At 49.5% G+C, this 17,322-nt stretch carries 14 protein-coding genes; 13 read left to right on the top strand and 1 reads right to left on the bottom strand.

Features of this window, described 5'->3' with window-relative positions; genetic code table 11:
- Positions 1 to 62: 62 nt before the first annotated feature.
- From LRP49_RS10245 to LRP49_RS10275, 7 genes are all read left to right on the top strand, one after another.
- Positions 63 to 2,153, top strand: a complete 2,091-nt coding sequence (locus LRP49_RS10245; RefSeq protein ID WP_274142018.1) for a NosR/NirI family protein — start codon at positions 63 to 65, stop codon at positions 2,151 to 2,153.
- Positions 2,154 to 2,302: 149 nt separating this feature from the next.
- Positions 2,303 to 2,374 (top strand): pyrroloquinoline quinone precursor peptide PqqA, encoded by a 72-nt coding sequence (pqqA, locus tag LRP49_RS10250; RefSeq protein WP_081796241.1) that lies wholly within the window; start codon positions 2,303 to 2,305, stop codon positions 2,372 to 2,374.
- 131 nt (positions 2,375 to 2,505) lie between these two features.
- Positions 2,506 to 3,423 carry a pyrroloquinoline quinone biosynthesis protein PqqB gene (gene pqqB / locus LRP49_RS10255; RefSeq protein WP_274142019.1) on the top strand — a complete coding sequence of 306 codons (918 nt, stop codon included), beginning with the start codon at positions 2,506 to 2,508 and terminating at the stop codon, positions 3,421 to 3,423.
- 8 nt (positions 3,424 to 3,431) lie between these two features.
- Positions 3,432 to 4,190: a pyrroloquinoline-quinone synthase PqqC gene (gene pqqC, locus LRP49_RS10260; RefSeq protein ID WP_274142020.1), complete on the top strand. Its 759-nt coding sequence runs from the start codon at positions 3,432 to 3,434 to the stop codon at positions 4,188 to 4,190.
- 11 nt (positions 4,191 to 4,201) lie between these two features.
- The gene (gene pqqD, locus LRP49_RS10265; protein ID WP_274142021.1) at positions 4,202 to 4,465 is read left to right on the top strand and encodes a pyrroloquinoline quinone biosynthesis peptide chaperone PqqD; all 264 of its coding nucleotides are present in this window, start codon (positions 4,202 to 4,204) and stop codon (positions 4,463 to 4,465) included.
- On the top strand, positions 4,437 to 5,567 hold the full coding sequence (gene pqqE / locus LRP49_RS10270; protein ID WP_274142022.1) for a pyrroloquinoline quinone biosynthesis protein PqqE: 1,131 nt from the start codon (positions 4,437 to 4,439) through the stop codon (positions 5,565 to 5,567). The genes pqqD and pqqE overlap by 29 nt, the downstream gene beginning before the upstream one ends.
- A gap of 9 nt (positions 5,568 to 5,576) precedes the next feature.
- On the top strand, positions 5,577 to 7,613 hold the full coding sequence (locus LRP49_RS10275; protein ID WP_274142023.1) for an insulinase family protein: 2,037 nt from the start codon (positions 5,577 to 5,579) through the stop codon (positions 7,611 to 7,613).
- An 11-nt stretch (positions 7,614 to 7,624) separates the two neighbouring features.
- Here the strand turns inward: LRP49_RS10275 and LRP49_RS10280 are convergent, their stop codons facing one another.
- Positions 7,625 to 8,290: a response regulator gene (locus LRP49_RS10280; RefSeq protein ID WP_274142024.1), complete on the bottom strand. Its 666-nt coding sequence runs from the start codon at positions 8,288 to 8,290 to the stop codon at positions 7,625 to 7,627.
- Between the two features lie 311 nt (positions 8,291 to 8,601).
- Between LRP49_RS10280 and nosP the strand changes: the two genes are divergently transcribed.
- The 6 genes from nosP to LRP49_RS10310 all read left to right on the top strand — a co-directional run bounded on the left by nosP (position 8,602) and on the right by LRP49_RS10310 (position 17,295).
- Positions 8,602 to 9,807 carry a nitric oxide-sensing protein NosP gene (gene nosP / locus LRP49_RS10285; RefSeq protein ID WP_274142025.1) on the top strand — a complete coding sequence of 402 codons (1,206 nt, stop codon included), beginning with the start codon at positions 8,602 to 8,604 and terminating at the stop codon, positions 9,805 to 9,807.
- A 1-nt stretch (position 9,808) separates the two neighbouring features.
- The gene (locus LRP49_RS10290; RefSeq protein ID WP_274142026.1) at positions 9,809 to 12,445 is read left to right on the top strand and encodes a NahK/ErcS family hybrid sensor histidine kinase/response regulator; all 2,637 of its coding nucleotides are present in this window, start codon (positions 9,809 to 9,811) and stop codon (positions 12,443 to 12,445) included.
- Between the two features lie 102 nt (positions 12,446 to 12,547).
- Positions 12,548 to 12,778, top strand: a complete 231-nt coding sequence (locus tag LRP49_RS10295; protein ID WP_274142027.1) for a thymidylate kinase — start codon at positions 12,548 to 12,550, stop codon at positions 12,776 to 12,778.
- A 221-nt stretch (positions 12,779 to 12,999) separates the two neighbouring features.
- Positions 13,000 to 14,823 carry an assimilatory sulfite reductase (NADPH) flavoprotein subunit gene (locus tag LRP49_RS10300; RefSeq protein WP_274142028.1) on the top strand — a complete coding sequence of 608 codons (1,824 nt, stop codon included), beginning with the start codon at positions 13,000 to 13,002 and terminating at the stop codon, positions 14,821 to 14,823.
- Entirely contained in the window at positions 14,823 to 16,541 is a 1,719-nt protein-coding gene (gene cysI / locus LRP49_RS10305; RefSeq protein WP_274142029.1) for an assimilatory sulfite reductase (NADPH) hemoprotein subunit, read from the top strand. Before LRP49_RS10300 ends, cysI begins: the two co-directional genes overlap by 1 nt.
- Positions 16,534 to 17,295 (top strand): phosphoadenylyl-sulfate reductase, encoded by a 762-nt coding sequence (locus LRP49_RS10310; protein ID WP_274142030.1) that lies wholly within the window; start codon positions 16,534 to 16,536, stop codon positions 17,293 to 17,295. Before cysI ends, LRP49_RS10310 begins: the two co-directional genes overlap by 8 nt.
- The last annotated feature ends 27 nt before the right edge of the window (positions 17,296 to 17,322 follow it).

Raw genomic sequence — 17,322 nt, forward strand, 5'->3', positions numbered from 1 at the left:
GCAGACATATTGCGGGGCGCTTGCCCCGCTTTTTTATTTGCCTTCTTTTGTGCGGGGTTGTCATGCAGTGGCGTAGTACCTGGTTACTTTGGATTCTCCTCATGCTATTGCCGTTTTTTGTGTCTGCTGAGTGGCTAGAACTCTCAGAAGAGGCGGAGTCTCTTTTCCCCAGTGCCACACGTATGAAAGCGTCGTCCGATCATCTGCCCATTACGGAAGTCTACCAACTCGACCAACCGATTGGTTACGTGTTTGAAACCGACGATCTTACTGACTTTCCGGGCTTTTCAGGTGAAACCATTAACTTGAGAGTGGGGCTGGATACCGAAGGGCGCATTGTAGGGTTGGCAGTGCTTCGCCACCATGAACCGATTTTTCTACATGGGTTGGGCGAAGGAGCGTTAACGGATTTTATCGACCAATACCAAGGGTTATCGCTGAAGCAGCAGGTCTTTGTTGGTAGCAACCAGCAGCGAATTGCCAGCGATAAGGTTACTTATTTTGACGGCGTGACAAAGGCGACCGTGTCGGTATTGGTGGTGCATGACACTATTCTCTCTGCGGCGAGAAAGGTTGCCCAAACGCGGTTGACTGGGTTTGGCTCAGCCACCAAGGCGCGGCTCAATACAGAGTTGTATACGCAAAAAACGCTGAATGAACTTCTTCTTGATGGTGCTCTTCTGCAATGGACATTGAGCGATGAACAGGCCGCGATACTGTTCGACAGAGATCTTAATTTACTGCGAGATGCACGAGATGACGAAAACAACGATTGGCCGTTTATCGATCTCTCTGTTGCTGTTTTGAACTCTCCCACCATTGGCGTGAATGTATTGGGAGAAGCTGAGTATCTTCGCATCATGGAGGCTTTGGCTCCCGGGGATATAGCAGTGCTGGTTGGGTCGAGCGGTGGCTATCAGTTGGTGGCGGACGACTTTGTACGAGGCTCGACACCTGCGCGATTTTCTTTGATGCAAGATGGAAGTCCACTGGTGCTTCGAGACTCGGATCTCTTCCACATTGCACCGCCTTCCTTTGCCTCGCCGCTGCTTGATTTTGATCAGGTTTATATTTTTACATTTTCAGACCAAAGTGGTTTTGATCCCGCAGAGCCCATCACGGTGGGAATGCGGGTTCAGTTGAAGAAGAATTTCCTTGAATTTGAATCTGTGGAAGCGGCCACACAATATGTGTTGCCCGAGCACTTGTTGGTCGCAGTGGAGCCTCCGAAACCTCCTTTGCCTTTGTGGCAACGGCTTTGGATTGATAGGCAGTTGGAGATCGCCATTTTAGGTGTCTACCTATTGGCATTAACTGCGATTTTCACCTTTCAGCATCGTCTTTCGGCTTATGGCCACTACCTTCATCCTGTGCGCTGGGGTGCACTGGCATTTGTGGTGCTGTTTATTGGTTTCTACGCACAGGGGCAGCTTTCTGTCGTTAATATTTACACCTTTCTGCTGTCGCTCTGGCAGGGGTTTGATATTACCGTCTTCCTGCTTGATCCGATTTTGTTTGTGCTTTGGATCTATGTCTTCGTCAGTTTGTTTTTGTGGGGACGGGGACTTTTCTGCGGCTGGCTGTGCCCGTTTGGTGCGATGCAAGAAGCGGTGGCCGTGCTTGCAGAGAAGCTGCGAATACGGCAATGGCAAATCAATGAGACGTTACACAGTCGACTGATTTACCTCAAATATGTGATCTTATTGGTGCTGGTCAGTACCGCGTTTTATAGCCTTTCTTTGGCGGAAACCATGGCGGAAGTTGAGCCCTTTAAAACCGCAGTGACCTTGGTTTTTGACCGAAGCATTCCCTTTGTCGCTTATGCCGTGCTGCTTCTGGTGCTCAGTGCGCGTGTACACAAAGCCTATTGTCGCTACTTATGCCCCCTTGGTGCGGGGCTAGCGGTGTTAGGGCGTTTTCGACTCTTTAGCTGGCTGACAAGGCGAAAGGAGTGCGGCAGTCCGTGTCGGTTATGTGAAAAGAGCTGCGGTATTCATGCGATCGCCAAAAGTGGGGAGATTGATTACAACGAGTGCATTCAATGTATGGAGTGTGCTGTCATTATTACCGATAAAAACCGTTGTGTGGCAGAGCGTTATGGAAAAAGAAACCGCAGTGTGTCGAAGATAAAAACGGTGGATGTGACCGGTTAGCCCGAGTTTTTCAAAAGACTTTTGCCAGTAAAAGTGTCTTAGAAAAGGGAAATCATCACAAAGTAGGATTGGTAGTTTTTCAGTCGAGGCTAGTCTATGTAAGAGGCAATATTTGCCTTGTTGTATCTGGATACAAAGGAGTGAATTCTATGTGGAAAAAACCGAGCTACACCGAACTGAGACTTGGCTTCGAAGTTACTCTGTACATCAGTAACCGCTAAGTTTGCACGATCGGGATGAGGCCAGCCCCGGACTCATCCCGTTTTTTATTTCTTATTCAAAACCTTTCTTTTTCAAAATATTTCTTATGCTTAATAAAACGAATGGGGCAGCGCGTTGAAGGGAGTAATCGATGCAGATTGTTGTACTAGGTTCAGCCGCAGGTGGTGGGTTTCCGCAATGGAATTGCCACTGCCGTATGTGTCAGTCCGTCCGACAGGGAACCAGTCGGGCACAACCGCGAACACAATCCTCTATTGCCGTTAGCGACGATGGCGACAACTGGGTCATCATTAACGCTTCGCCGGACATTCGCCAACAAATCAACGCGTCACCGCAACTCGCCAAAGCTGATGGGGCCAGAGGATCGGGCGTTCGTGCAGTGATCGTTACCGATGCACAAATCGATCACACCACGGGCCTTCTGATCTTGCGTGAAGGTTTGCCGCTTGATTTGTATTGCACTAAAGAAGTCGCCGATGAGTTGAGTTCCAGCTATCCCATTCTCTCAATGATGACGCATTGGCAAGGTGGTTATCGCACAACTACGGTCGATCCTTCTTCCGCAGAAGGGTGGCAAATTCCAAGCGTGCCGTCACTACGCTTTGTGCCCATCGTGCTTGAGTCTAATGCACCGCCATTTTCACCTTATCGCGATCGTCCGCGTCCGGGCGACAACATTGGCTTGCAGATTTTAGATACTCGCACAGGCGCATCGCTATTTTATGCGCCAGGATTGGCAGCTCCCGCTCCCGCTGTGTTAAGTGCCATGGGCAAGGCGGATTGCGTGATGATGGATGGCACACTCTGGACGGACGATGAAATGATCCGAGAGGGGCTGGGAACATCTCTAGGGAGTGAGATGGGGCACCTGTCTGTCTCTGGCGACGATGGCATGCTGGCTCTGCTTTCCCAATTCAATAAACCGCGAAAAGTACTCATACATATCAATAACACCAATCCCATTCTCGACCCTGACTCCCCGCAGCATAAAGCGGTGCTGGATGCAGGCGTTGAAGTGGCGTTTGATGGCATGGAAATTCATATTTAGGAGGGGTGATGAGCAAAGCAATGAGTAGAGAAGAATTCCAGCATAAGTTGTTGGAAAAAGGGCAGTACTACCATATTCATCATCCTTTTCACAAAGCCATGTACAGCGGGAAATGCACTAAAACGCAAATCCGTATGTGGGTGGCGAATCGTTTCTACTATCAAACCTCAATCCCTGTTAAAGATGCGGCGATTATGGCCAATTGCCGTGACCCTGACATTCGCCGTGAATGGGTTCAACGCATCCTCGATCACGACGGGCACAAGTCACTCGACTGCAAATGGGGCGGCATTGAAGCTTGGCTGAGGTTAGCGGAAGCCGTTGGCCTCGATAGGCAAGAGGTCATTGACGAAAAGTGGGTGTTACCCGGCGTGCGCTTTGCGGTGGATGCGTACGTGAGCTTTGCGCGGCGCGCGACGTGGCAGGAGGCTGCCTGTTCGTCATTGACTGAATTGTTTGCGCCCGAGATCCACCAATCTCGTCTTGATTCGTGGCCAACGCATTACAGTTGGATTGATCCTGAAGGATTGACTTACTTCCGTCAGCGTTTAAGCCAAGCGCGGCGCGATGTGCAACATGGGCTGTCAATTACTCTGGATCACTTCAAAACCTTTGAGCAGCAAGAGCATGCGTTGAATATACTTCAATTTAAGCTCGACATTTTGTGGTCACTGCTCGATGCCATCAGTATGGCTTATGAGTTTGAGCGTCCGCCCTATGTGGGGATCACCGAAGAGCCAGTTTGGCACCATGCGCTGGACCGATAAGGAGGAATACGATGGAGCATTCTATTTTGACGCGAAATCCGCTGTTTCGCCTGCAGTTCGAAAAGGCGCAAGACTGCCATGTGCTGCTCTTTCCTGAGGGGATGGTAAAGCTCAGTGACAGTGCCGCTGAAATTCTCCAGCAATTTGAGGAGCCAAGCTCGGTTCAGGCAGTAATTGCGCGGTTAGAAGCCAAATTCCCGGGCGTCGATCTTGCCGATGATGTGCGCGAATTTGTGGAGGTGGCCTGTGACAAAAAATGGCTCGAAAGCAATTAGCCCGCCGCTGTGGTTGTTGGCGGAGCTGACATATCGCTGCCCGCTGCATTGCGCGTATTGCTCTAACCCGATCAACCTTGGTGAGCCTGAAGACGAGCTTTCTACGCAAGAGTGGAAGCGAGTGCTTGAACAGGGGCGAGAGTTAGGGGCGGTTCAGCTCGGTTTTTCTGGTGGTGAGCCATTACTTCGTAAAGATCTTGAAGAGCTTGTCGCCCATGCACACCAACTGGGTTTCTACACGAATCTCATTACGTCTTCGGTCGGGTTAAATGAAAAACGGATTGAAGCGTTAAAACTGGCGGGGCTGGATCATATCCAGATCAGCTTTCAATCGGCCGATCCTGATCTTAATGATGCCATTGCAGGGAAACGCAATGCCTTCCAGCACAAAAAAGCGATGTTCAAGGCGGTGAAAGATCATGGTTTCCCCATGGTGATGAATGCCGTGATCACTCGGCAAAATATCGAATCCATTGAAGCTATCATGGAACTGGCTATCGAACTCGATGCGGATTTTGTCGAACTGGCGACCTCGCAGTATTACGGGTGGGCATTGCACAACAGGGATGCGTTATTGCCTTCTCGAGAACAAATAGAACGTGCTGAAAACCGTGTCAATGCGATACGTGATCGCCAGCAGGGTAAGGGGCCTAAATTTATCTTTGTCACCCCAGATTATTACGAGGAGCGCCCAAAGCCGTGCATGAGTGGCTGGGGCGCGATTTTCATCAACATCGCGCCGGATGGAAAAGCACTGCCTTGCCACAGTGCCGCATTGCTTGATTTACCTCACCCAAATGTGAAAGAACACGACATTTCTGACATTTGGTATAACTCGGAGAGCTTTAATCACTTCCGCGGATTTGACTGGATGCCTGAACCTTGCCGAAGCTGTAATGAGAAAGAACAAGATTTTGGTGGTTGTCGGTGTCAGGCATTGCTGCTTACTGGCGACGCGGCGAATGCCGATCCCGTTTGCAGTAAGTCGTCGCATCATGGTGTGATTGAAAAAGCCGTGGAGAAAGCAAACCAAGGCTGCCATTCAACCGCACTTTCGAGAACCATCAAAAATAGCCAATTGATTTTGTCCGTCAAACCGTGAGGGAGCTGAATGGCGAAACCGCATCCTGCTGCGCCGGATTGGTTTTTGTTACCCCCAGATCAACAACAGTTGGAAACGGGGTGGGTAGGCTATCGACACACAAGTGGCATGCTGCATTGGCATCATGCCGCGTCAGATGAAGATCGTTTAAGCGCTTCTATTATCATTCCTACACCTGTCGAGGATGACAGCGGTGTCACTCACGCACTCGAACATATGGTTCTGCGAGGGTCGATGCGTTATCCCGATCCTGAAACCTTTCTCTCTTTGAGGGCAGAGCTTGCCCTGCTTGAGTTCAATGCGACAACACAAATACAAAGCACGCGTTTTCATTTGACCGGTTACGATCCGTCGTCAGCATTGCGAGCGGTAGGGTTTTTCGCAGATAGTGTGTTCTCCCCTCAGTTAGCTGATGAAGATTTTGAGGAGGAAATTATTCGCGAGCAAGGCTGTGACTTTGATGGGGCATTGTATCGTGAACTTGAAGCCTATATTCGTAACCCCACATTTCGAGATTCCATCGCGAGAGCGCAATGCAGTTCGCCTCGTGCACCGCTTTTTGGTGGTATGCCAGATACCTTGGAAGATCTAGACATAGTGACACTTAGGCGTTACCACCAAGCACATTACCGCCCTGAGTTTTCAATGATACTGACGGCAGGTTCATGGCCCATGGTGGCACTTTGGCAGCAACTTTCTAAAGCATTGGATGGTTTAGGCGGTCCGATGCCAGTTCCCCCGTCGGATTTCTCACTGCAAAGCGACTATCAGGATGGTCCTCCGTTAAGGATTCACACCCTGTCATACACACCTCAGTGGGCGGCTATCTTGCATCCTTCGCTGAGCACATTTCGCACCCAACAGAAACTGCAGACACTCGGGGCAACGTTGCTTCCGTTAATGAGTGACTTTCAACCTGAGCCAGCGTTACGATTTGCCGTGTCTGACGTGACGGACATCGAAAGGCTAACGCTTTTTGTGGACGATGTGCATCGTCGGACACCGTCAAAACGGGCGATTTGGCAATCTGGCTATTTTTGTATTCAGCAAGGTAGGGACATGGTCTGTCGTTGGGGGGACGGGCTTCAACGTTTGTATCACGACTTTTCGATAACGCCTTTTGCGCCGGCATTTTTAAAAAGTGACGACGCGAATGATCTGCTTAACCTGCCTGTACGCCGTGAAAATACATCGAATGGAGAGTGGCTTTCACCTTGCCCCTCACTGCGGAGAATGTCGATCCTCTGTCGATGTAATATGCGTGATGAAGAGACGCGGGCAAGTTTAAGGCAATGGTTGGTTCTCAGTCAGCAACGCACGTTACGATGGGCGTGGATGCAGAGTAAACCCATGCTGGGTTCGATGGGAGAATGGCAGTGTGCCAATGCGTTGGTGTTGGGCTATACCGTTGATCTTCCAGAATCCGATGTGAAAGCATTACGTGATTTTTGGCATAACACCTTGAGTGACACCGAGATCAGTGCCATTGATGGCGAATGGGCGCACACGTCGAACGGGCTGACATTTACCTGTGTGAAAAGTGATCCCGTGTTTCGCACGGGTGCCATCATGGCGAGCCATAAGGATGATGACAATGCAATGCATGTGACGCTCTCTTTTCCACACCATATCGATGCGGGAGCGATTGCAGTGCTGGGGCAGGCGGTTATGGCGACGTCGTTAGTGAAAAAAAGACGGCTGGGTGGGCGCTGTTATAGCTTTGGGGTGAATCTGGATCTGATGAACTATGAACTGACTTTCGACACCGTCTCGGACAGTGATCCCAGTGTTAGCTTTATTGCGCTGCTAAAAGCGTTTGAGGAGCTTGCCAGCCCGATTGATAAAGAGTGCTTTGAAAGGGCTTGTCGAGGTGGGCTGGGGTTAGTGTCGGCACGCTATAACAAATCACAGGCACGTTTTCATCGCGCCTTACTCGGTATGGTGGGTCAGTCAGTGGCCGTCGATTTTGCCTCTATCAATATCCAAACCCTGTCTCAATTGGCGACCACAGTGCTGTCGGCATTGAAGCACCCTACCGTGCACTAATACTCTGTAATTTAACGCTTTAAATAACGGTCAAAGTCGATATTTGTTACGCCTACCACCGCTTGTATCCGGTTATGTACACCCAGTTTTTTCAAAATGGCAGACACATGGCTTTTTACCGTGGTTTCCGAAATATTTAGGTCATAAGCGATCTGTTTGTTTGCAGCTCCTTGCGCCATGGATTTCAACACCAACAGTTGGCGACGAGTGAGTGTATGGAGCATTTCGGGGGAAAACTGAGGGTCATCTCTTCGGTGCACGCCACTTTGATCGCTTTCTGCGCGAATGATGTCAGCAGGCAGATAAACGTGCCCATCCAAGATCTGCTCAAAGGCTTCTCGCATTTTTTCTTTAGGGGCACTTTTGGCGATAAACCCGACAGCACCGTATGCGATGGTTTGAAGAATGATCTGTTTATTTGTCTCGGCAGAGATGATGGCAACAGGAATGGTAGGGTATTGGTTTCTAAGTTCTAAAAGGCCTTTAAGTCCCGCCATACCAGGCATATTGAGATCGAGCAAAACCAGATCAAGATCGGGGTGATCTTTGACGGTGTCGAGTGTTCTTTCAATGTCTTCGGACTGGAGGATCTCGCAGTGCTCAAACCTTGCGCGGATCACAGCCACCAACGCATCTCTGAACAACGGATGATCATCAGCAACAAGAAACTTATGCATGGTCTAATCCCTTATTTCTTCCCTACAACCACCTCTCAATCCTGAGAGGTAAGCGAAAGTCTTTGATACCGTTAAGGTATCTCGTCATATTCAATGGAGACCCCATAACTAAGGTGTCTATTCACCAGTGTAGTGAGGTCAGTATCAATTGTGACCTTTTATATGTCACATTCTTGAAACTTTTGATCTACAGAGTTTGCAAAAGTGTAAATTTCCTTCTTTAGTAGGAGCGCTTCTCAACCGTTCAGAGAGTAAACTTAAGGTGGGTTATTTGAAGGACCTTTACACCTTCATTGAGCGGGAGAGGGCATATGGCCGCACCAAAAACCTCCAGTGAGCACCATCAGGCCATTTTTAGCGCCGCAACGTACCAGTTGGATGCAACAAAAGCAGCGCGTGAGCTTGCGATGCAACTTGATAGTGAAGAAATCGGGTTTGTCCTGTTTTTCTGTTCTTCTGGTTATGACTTGAATGCCTTAGGCAAAGAAATGCAGCAGGCCTTTTCGCATTGCGAAGTAATGGGCTGTACCTCCGCGGGTGAAATTACCGATGCAGGTTATGCGAAAAGCAGTATTTCAGCATTGGGCTTTTCTCGGCGTGATTTCCAGATAAGTGGTATGCACGTGCCGTTGGATGGCTTTGATCTCCAATCCGCCCAATTGTGCATTACGTCACTCATTGATGCTTGCCAGAACAATCAAAAAGCCCCGATCAGCACGGGCACCTTTGTGCTGACGCTGATTGATGGGTTATCCCCCATTGAAGAGCGCTTCCTTGTGACATTAGATACTGCGTTGGGGCGAATTCCCCACTTTGGTGGGTCAGCGGGAGACGACGTTAATCTTGCCAATACGCATGTATACAACAAGGGCTCTTTTCATACCGACTCCGCCATCGTGGTGATGTTTAACACCCATTGTCCGTTTGAAGTGTTTACGACGCACCATATTGAAAGTTTGGACAGTAAGCTGGTGGTGACTCAGGCTGATAGCACGGCTCGTCGTGTCTATGAATTTAATGCCGAGCCCGCTGCCGCCGTTTATGCCCGAGAAATTGGCATAGACTTAACTGAGCTAAGACCTGAAATTTATGCGTTGCACCCGTTAGCGGCGTTGATTGGCGACCAGTACTACGTGCGATCCATTCAGAAGGTGAACGAGGACTTGAGCCTCGATTTCTACTGCGCGGTGGATGATGGCATTGTCGTTACCGCGATGCGTCCGGGGGATATCTTTGCCGACATGGAAAGTAAGCTTGAGACCATCGTTTCCCGTGTAGGTGAGCCTGAGCTCACCTTAGGGTGTGATTGCTTTTTACGTCGTTTGGAAATTGAACAAAATCTGGCCCGAGATAAAGCGAAAGCTATTTTTAGTCGTTTTAGGTTACTTGGCTTTAATACCTACGGAGAGCAACTCAATGGCATCCATATGAACCAGACGCTTACTGGGGTGATGATAGGACATCCGCCAGCCTCTGGTTCTTGGGCTGCACCTTATTTGAACAAAAAGGCGGGTTGAATTGGCAGAGAAAGACAAGGATCTGGAAGCGCAAGTTGCAGAGCTTAAGGCTGAAAACGAGCGTCAAAAGAAAATGATCGATGCTCTGGTTCATCGTGTAGAACAGGGAAGCAGCACGCAGGTTGATGCCTGGGGGGCTTTTCAGCATTCAGTCGTGCTTGCTGATCAGGTGCGGGATAAAACCGAAGAGTTAAATCACGCACTTCAGTCTATCGAATCAACCAACCGTCAACTGTCACTCGCCAAATATCAAGCAGAACAAGCACACCAACGCTTTATTGATGCGATTGAGTCCATATCAGATGGCTTTGCTTTGTACGGACCTGACCGCGAACTGGTGTATTCGAACAGTCGTTTTCAACGCTATTGGCAGGACAATGCTGTTTCTCTCAATACGCCTTCACTGACGCCCGAAAAAATTCGAGATTTGGCCAAAGAGCACGGATTGATTGTTCGAGAAATGGAAGGGCGGCGAAACGGACAAACCATCAGGTTACAAGGGAATCGCTGGCTTCAGGTCAAAGAGCGCGAAACCAGTGATGGTGGCTTGGTGATGCTCTATTCGGATATTACCCAACTTAAATTGGCAGAGACTGCTCGTTTTGAGGCGGCTATGGCGGAGAAAAGCCGCTTGCTGCAAGCCATGGTCGACAATCTTTCCCAAGGGGTTTTGATGGTGGACAAAGCGGGGGAGATCCAAGTCTTTAACCAGCGCTTTCTCGCCATCTCTGGTTTTTCGCAAGCGCAGATGAGCGGTGCGAACATTGAGGCACTTATGGCTAAATCGCCCGTGACCTTATGGCGTATTGGGCGAGGCGGTACTTTCCCCCCAGAAGGCGTTCGTGTTCAAACCCTGCCGGATGGACGTGTGATTGAAGTGCGCAGCCATGCGATGGACGATGCGGATTACGTTAATACATACACGGATATCACACAGCGTTATCTGGATGCCAAAGAGCTTCGTGAAACGGAACAATGGCTTCGACTCATTACCGATAATGTCCCGGCGTTGATTGCGTATGTTGGCGATGATCTTCGCTATCAATTTACCAACCGCGCTTATGACCAATGGTACGGCTTTCCCCGTGGGGAGTTGGTTGGTAAACACATCTCTTTTTCTCGCAGTGAGTCAAAATTCGCTGCCTTGAAGCCGTATGTGGATAGGGCACTGTCGGGTGAGTCTGTAGTCTTTGAGATTGATGAAATTGATGCGAGTGGGCGACCGAGATATGTGGTGAAGAGCTATGTTCCTAACCAGTCGCCGTCGGGCAAGATTTCCGGCTTGTTTGTCCTTAATTGGGACATTACAGAACGTCGACAAAATGCTGATGAACTGGAGCGCGCCTACCAAACATTGGAATTGCGTGTACAAGAGCGTACGGCCCAACTTCAAGAGCTAAATGACCAGCTCCAAGACGAGGTTGAAGAGCGGCGAATAATTCAAGAAAGGTTACTCGAAACCAAGCAAGAGGCAGAGCGTGCAAACCTGTCGAAAACCAAGTTTTTGGCGACAATAAGCCACGACCTTCTGCAGCCACTTAACGCTGCTCAGCTATATCTTGGCTCGTTGCTGAGCCATCGGATGTCTCCGTCTGCAAGAAAACTGGTTACGTCGCTTTCCCATTCCTTGGAGGACGTCGAGTCGTTGATCACCACCTTGGTTGAAATCTCCAAGTTGGATGCGGGTGTCGTCAGAGCCGACAAGCAGTCTTTTCCGATCAGAGAGTTGCTCGACAACATTGCCGATGATTTTATCCACGCCGCGGAAGGAAGCCGTGTCGATGTGCGTTATGTAGAAAGTTCGGCGTACGTGTATACCGACTCTCAACTGTTGGCGCGCGTTATTCGCAATTTAATGACCAATGCACTGCGCTATACCCATTCTGGCAAAATCCTGTTGGGTTGCCGTCGATGCACTGATGGTGTGCGCATCGAAGTGTTGGATACGGGAGTGGGGATCCCAGAAGACAAGAAAAAAGAAATCTTCCAAGAGTTTAAGCGGTTGACCAACGAGCATGATCATCACCATACGCAATTAGGTTTAGGGCTAGCAATTGTTGATAAAATTGCTACCGTCCTTGGGCATGCTGTTTGGGTTGATTCAGAGCCTGATAAAGGGTCGAGGTTTTCTGTTCTCGTTCCCTATGGCAACCGTGAAACGGTGGCCACACCCAGTGTGGAGGCGTTAGTTTCTGATGGTGGTGTGGTATTGCAGGGCGCACGAATTTGGGTCGTCGATAACGATCATAATATCTGTCATGCGATGGAGGAGCTTTTAAAACGTTGGGGCTGTGATGTCACCGCAGCGGCATCGCTGCAAGAACTGCAAATTGGCCGAGATACCATTAAAGATCCGGTGGAGCTGCTTATTGTTGATTATCATCTCGATACTGAATTGACAGGGCTTGCCCTCGCCCAAATGCTAAATGCGCAACGAATGCAGCATGTCCCCACCGTCATAGTGACAGCAAATCGCAGTGAGGAGTTGCAATATCAGGCGAGAGAACTCGGCTATATGGTGCTCCATAAACCGGTTTCTCCAATGCGCCTAAAAATGACATTAATTCACCTTCTCAGTGGTGATCACCACGATAATGAAGTGCCCAAAGCCGCCTCGGGCGCGTCTCACAATCGATAAGATACGAAATGGCGTATTGCAGGCTCTGCGTCTAAGCTTAATCCAAACAATTATTAAGGTTACTTCGAGTAACTCTCTGTTTTTACGGACTGGAATTAAGCAATGACAAAGAATGAACTGCGCTCGCTTTACACTCAGCAAATGCTGGTTGAAGCGGTTGTAGAGCCATCGCTATCAAGCGACGGGTGGATTGTCGAGTTTCGCCATGCACGCGGTGGTTTGGTGCCGTTAACCGATGGAAACGGTGTCGAACAATGTTTTGGCGATGTCGATATGGCCACCGAAAATGCACTCGACATTGGTTTTCATCAGGTGCGGATCGTCGACGCCTGACTGTTTCCTCCTTGCAATAGTCTTTTCCCTGACGACGTCTTTGGGCGTTGTAGAATGCCCATACGCCTTTCACTCACGAGATTTCTAACACTTATCCCATCCTTGCTTCTTTCTCCCAGGTTGTTCTAACCCAAGGTTATAAAACATGCGTTTCTATTATTTTTAGTTATTACGCTGAGTGGCTAATCTATGCTCACGCAATAATAAAGGAATGTCGTGACATGTTACTCAAGGAACTATCTGCGTTGGCAAGTCCGCTCAACGACCAGCAAATCGGTCAGTTGCAGCAAGCAGTGGCAGAGTTGTCGCCACAACAGCTGGCGTGGATCAGCGGTTATTTTTGGGGATTAAGCCAAACCCCAGCAACTGCTGGCAGCAACCCACAACCTTTGGCTCAAGCCGTCGCTACTGCCGCTAAGCCAGCGGGTAAGCTGACGATCATCTATGCCTCGCAAACGGGCAATGCGAAAGGTGTTGCCGAAGCATTGGAAGCCAAAGCGAAGGCAGACGGCGTAGCGGTTTCTTTGTACTCGGCAGATGATTACAAACCGCGTGATCTGGCGAAAGAAACGCATCTTATTATCGTGGCGTCGACCAACGGTGAGGGTGAGCCGCCTGATAATGCCATTTCTTTGCATGAATTCCTGCAATCGAAAAAAGCACCAAAACTCGACAAGCTGCAATATGCAGTCATTGGTTTGGGTGATTCAAGCTACGAGTTTTTCTGCCAAACCGGTAAAGATTTTGATGCTTTCCTGTCTAAGCAAGGCGCGAAGGCGATACTTCCACGTGTTGATTGTGACGTGGATTATGACGCGGAAGCAGAAAGCTGGAGCGCGGATGTGCTGGGCAAGGTAAAGGATACCCTCGTCGGTGAAGCTGACGAAGTGGTTGTTCCTTTGCACGCCGCAACGTCAGCGGGGGCAGCCTCGGCATACAGCAAGCAAAATCCGTATGCGGCGGAGTTGGTTGCAAACCAGAAAATCACGGGACGCGATTCGGGTAAAGATGTTCGCCATATCGAAATCGATTTAGGTGAATCTGGCCTGACGTACCAACCGGGGGATGCGCTGGGTGTTTACTATACCAACAGCCCTGAGCTTGCTGATGAAATTCTGGCGAAGGTTGGCCTGACCGGTGACGAAAGTGTTGAGGTTGCCGGTGAGTCGATATCTTTGCGTCAGGCTCTAATCGAGAAGTTTGAAATCACAGCATCCAACCCACAACAGGTTGCTGCGATTGCAGAACTGTCAGGCAGTAAGAAGCTGCAAAAGCTGGCTGAAGATAAAGATAAATTACGCCAGTACGCCAACAACACCCAAGTAGTAGATGTGCTTAGCGAGAAGAAAACCAAGCTGACCGCAGAGCAACTTGCTGGTCTGCTTCGTAAGTTGACGCCGCGCTTGTACTCGATTGCATCGAGCCAAGAAGAAGTGGGTGAAGAAGTGCACTTGACTGTCGGGTTGGTGGAATTCCAACACGGTGAAAACACCCGACTTGGGGGCGCGTCGAGCTTCCTTTCCCAGCGCGCAGAGGATGCGGCGTCGGTGAAAGTGTTCATTGAGCACAACAACAACTTTAAACTGCCAGCAGACAACAATACGCCAGTGATCATGGTGGGGCCGGGTACAGGCATTGCCCCATTCCGCGCTTTCATGCAAGAACGTGATGCACGCGGTGCGGACGGTAAAAACTGGTTGTTCTTCGGTGACCGTACCTTTACCCAAGACTTCCTGTACCAAGTTGAATGGCAAAAATTCCTAAAAGACGGTTTATTGACCAAAATCGACCTTGCTTTTAGCCGTGATCAAGCTGAGAAAGTGTATGTTCAGCATAAGATTGTGGAGCAAGGCAAAGAGGTTTGGCAGTGGCTGCAAGATGGCGCGTATTTCTATATCTGTGGAGATGCGACCTACATGGCCAAGGACGTTCATGAAGCATTGATTACCGTTGCCCAAGAGCACGGTGGCAAGAGCCGAGAAGACGCAGAAAACTACTTAAACGAACTGCGTAAGGCTAAGCGTTATCAAAAGGATGTGTATTAATGAGTGACAAGCAAGTCGTGTTGGGTGAAGAGTTGGGGCCTTTGGCTGACAATGAACGCCTTAAAAGAGAAAGTAATTTCCTTCGTGGCACCATAGAGCAAGATCTGTCTGATCCGGTAACGGGTGGTTTTACCGCTGACAACTTTCAGCTGATCCGTTTCCATGGCATGTATCAGCAAGACGATCGCGACATTCGTGCCGAGCGTCAAAAGCAAAAACTCGAGCCGCTACATAACGTCATGCTGCGTGCGCGTATGCCGGGTGGCATTATCACGCCGAAGCAATGGCTGGCGATTGATGAGTTTGCAACAGAGCACACCATGTACGGCAGTATCCGTCTGACGACGCGCCAGACGTTCCAGTTCCACGGCGTACTGAAACCAAACATCAAACTGATGCACCAAACTCTGAATAAGATTGGCATTGATTCAATTGCCACTGCAGGTGACGTAAACCGTAACGTGTTGTGTACCACGAATCCGGTAGAGTCAGAGCTGCATCAGGAAGCCTATGAATGGGCAACCAAAATCAGTGAGCACTTGCTGCCAAAAACGCGTGCCTATGCAGAGATTTGGCTGGATGGTGAAAAGGTAGAAGGGCATCAGGACGAGGAGCCTATTCTGGGTTCTAACTATCTGCCACGTAAATTTAAAACCACGGTGGTGATCCCGCCGCAAAATGATGTAGACGTTCACGCGAATGACCTGAACTTCGTGGCTATAGCAGACAACGGCAAATTGGTTGGCTTTAACGTGTTGGTGGGCGGTGGCCTAGCCATGACTCACGGTGATACCAACACCTATCCGCGTCGCGCTGACGATCTAGGCTTTATCCCGCTGGCGAAAACGCTCGATGTGGCTGCCGCAGTTGTGACTACACAGCGTGATTGGGGTAACCGTTCAAACCGTAAAAATGCCAAAACCAAGTACACACTGGATCGCGTCGGTACAGATGTGTTCAAAGCGGAAGTGGAAAAACGTGCTGGCATCAAGTTTGAAGCAAGCCGTCCTTATGAATTCACCGACCGTGGCGATCGCATCGGTTGGGTGGAAGGCATAGACGGAAAGCACCACTTGGCATTGTTTATTGAAAACGGTCGTTTGTTGGACTATCCGGGTAAGCCACTGAAAACCGGTGTGGCCGAGATTGCGAAGATCCACAAAGGCGATTTCCGTATGACGGCAAACCAAAACCTGATTGTGGCGGGTGTGTCTAAGTCGAACAAAGCCAAAATAGAGAAAATTGCACGCGAACACGGCCTTATTGATGATGGTGTGAGTGAGCAGCGTAAAAACTCTATGGCGTGTGTGGCCTTCCCAACGTGTCCGCTTGCGATGGCGGAAGCTGAGCGCTTCTTGCCACAGTTTGTGACGGACGTGGAAGAGATTTTAGAAAAACACGGCTTGGAAGATGATCACATCATTTTGCGTGTAACGGGTTGTCCTAACGGTTGTGGTCGAGCCATGTTGGCAGAAATTGGTTTGGTCGGTAAGGCACCGGGACGCTATAACCTGCACCTTGGCGGTAATCGTGAAGGTACACGCGTACCCAAAATGTACAAAGAGAACATCACTGACGCTCAGATCCTAGAAGAGATCGACGCATTGGTTGGTCGTTGGGCAAGCGAGCGCAACGATGGTGAAGGCTTCGGTGATTTTGTTATCCGCGCTGGAATTATTGCGGAAGTGAAAGTCTCTAAGAGGGATTTCTATGCCTAAATTTCAACTGTCCGATCTGCTTGGCCGCACCAAGGCTGGGCAAGTCATAGAACTGGCACCCATTAATGCTGAGCTCGAAAGCATGTCAGCGCAGGAGCGGGTTCGCTGGGCGTTGGAAAATATTCAGGGTGAATTCGCCCTGTCTTCAAGCTTTGGGATTCAAGCTGCAGTAATGCTGCATCTGGTCACACAAGAAAAACCCGATACCCCTGTGATCCTGACGGACACGGGTTATCTGTTCCCCGAAACGTATCAGTTTATCGATGAATTAACCGACAAGCTGTCTTTAGATTTACGCGTCTATCGCGCCGCGCAGAGCTCGGCGTGGCAGGAAGCGCAATACGGAAAGTTGTGGGAGCAAGGCGTGGAAGGCATTGAGCGATACAACCGACTAAATAAAGTGGAGCCTATGCGTCGTGCATTGGACGAACTGAATGTCGGTACTTGGTTCTCAGGGCTTCGTCGTGATCAATCTAGCTCGCGCCAGACGCTGCCAATTTTGGGTATTCAAAATGGTGTGTTTAAGTTCTTGCCTGTTATTGATTGGACCAACAAAGACGTTCACTACTACTTGAAAGACAATGACCTTCCGTACCATCCGTTGTGGGACCAAGGCTATGTGTCAGTCGGCGACGTGCACACCACGCGCAAACTTGAAGAAGGCATGAGTGAAGAAGAAACGCGTTTCTTCGGCCTTAAGCGAGAATGTGGCCTGCATGAAGATGACGTAAGCGGTGATGGCGAAGGGATTTAATCGCCATTTGGGAATAAAAAGTGACGT

Origin of the sequence: Enterovibrio qingdaonensis (assembly GCF_028683135.1) — a bacterium.
In the GTDB taxonomy this organism is placed as follows: domain Bacteria; phylum Pseudomonadota; class Gammaproteobacteria; order Enterobacterales; family Vibrionaceae; genus Enterovibrio; species Enterovibrio qingdaonensis.

Bases quoted from the DNA above. Each gene is read 5' to 3' on its own strand.
- LRP49_RS10245 (WP_274142018.1), top strand. From the start codon at position 63: ATGCAGTGGCGTAGTACCTGGTTACTTTGGATTCTCCTCATGCTATTG.
- pqqB (WP_274142019.1), top strand. From the start codon at position 2,506: ATGCAGATTGTTGTACTAGGTTCAGCCGCAGGTGGTGGGTTTCCGCAA.
- pqqC (WP_274142020.1), top strand. From the start codon at position 3,432: ATGAGCAAAGCAATGAGTAGAGAAGAATTCCAGCATAAGTTGTTGGAA.
- pqqD (WP_274142021.1), top strand. From the start codon at position 4,202: ATGGAGCATTCTATTTTGACGCGAAATCCGCTGTTTCGCCTGCAGTTC.
- LRP49_RS10275 (WP_274142023.1), top strand. From the start codon at position 5,577: ATGGCGAAACCGCATCCTGCTGCGCCGGATTGGTTTTTGTTACCCCCA.
- LRP49_RS10280 (WP_274142024.1), bottom strand. From the start codon at position 8,290: ATGCATAAGTTTCTTGTTGCTGATGATCATCCGTTGTTCAGAGATGCG.
- nosP (WP_274142025.1), top strand. From the start codon at position 8,602: ATGGCCGCACCAAAAACCTCCAGTGAGCACCATCAGGCCATTTTTAGC.
- LRP49_RS10295 (WP_274142027.1), top strand. From the start codon at position 12,548: ATGACAAAGAATGAACTGCGCTCGCTTTACACTCAGCAAATGCTGGTT.
- LRP49_RS10300 (WP_274142028.1), top strand. From the start codon at position 13,000: ATGTTACTCAAGGAACTATCTGCGTTGGCAAGTCCGCTCAACGACCAG.
- cysI (WP_274142029.1), top strand. From the start codon at position 14,823: ATGAGTGACAAGCAAGTCGTGTTGGGTGAAGAGTTGGGGCCTTTGGCT.
- LRP49_RS10310 (WP_274142030.1), top strand. From the start codon at position 16,534: ATGCCTAAATTTCAACTGTCCGATCTGCTTGGCCGCACCAAGGCTGGG.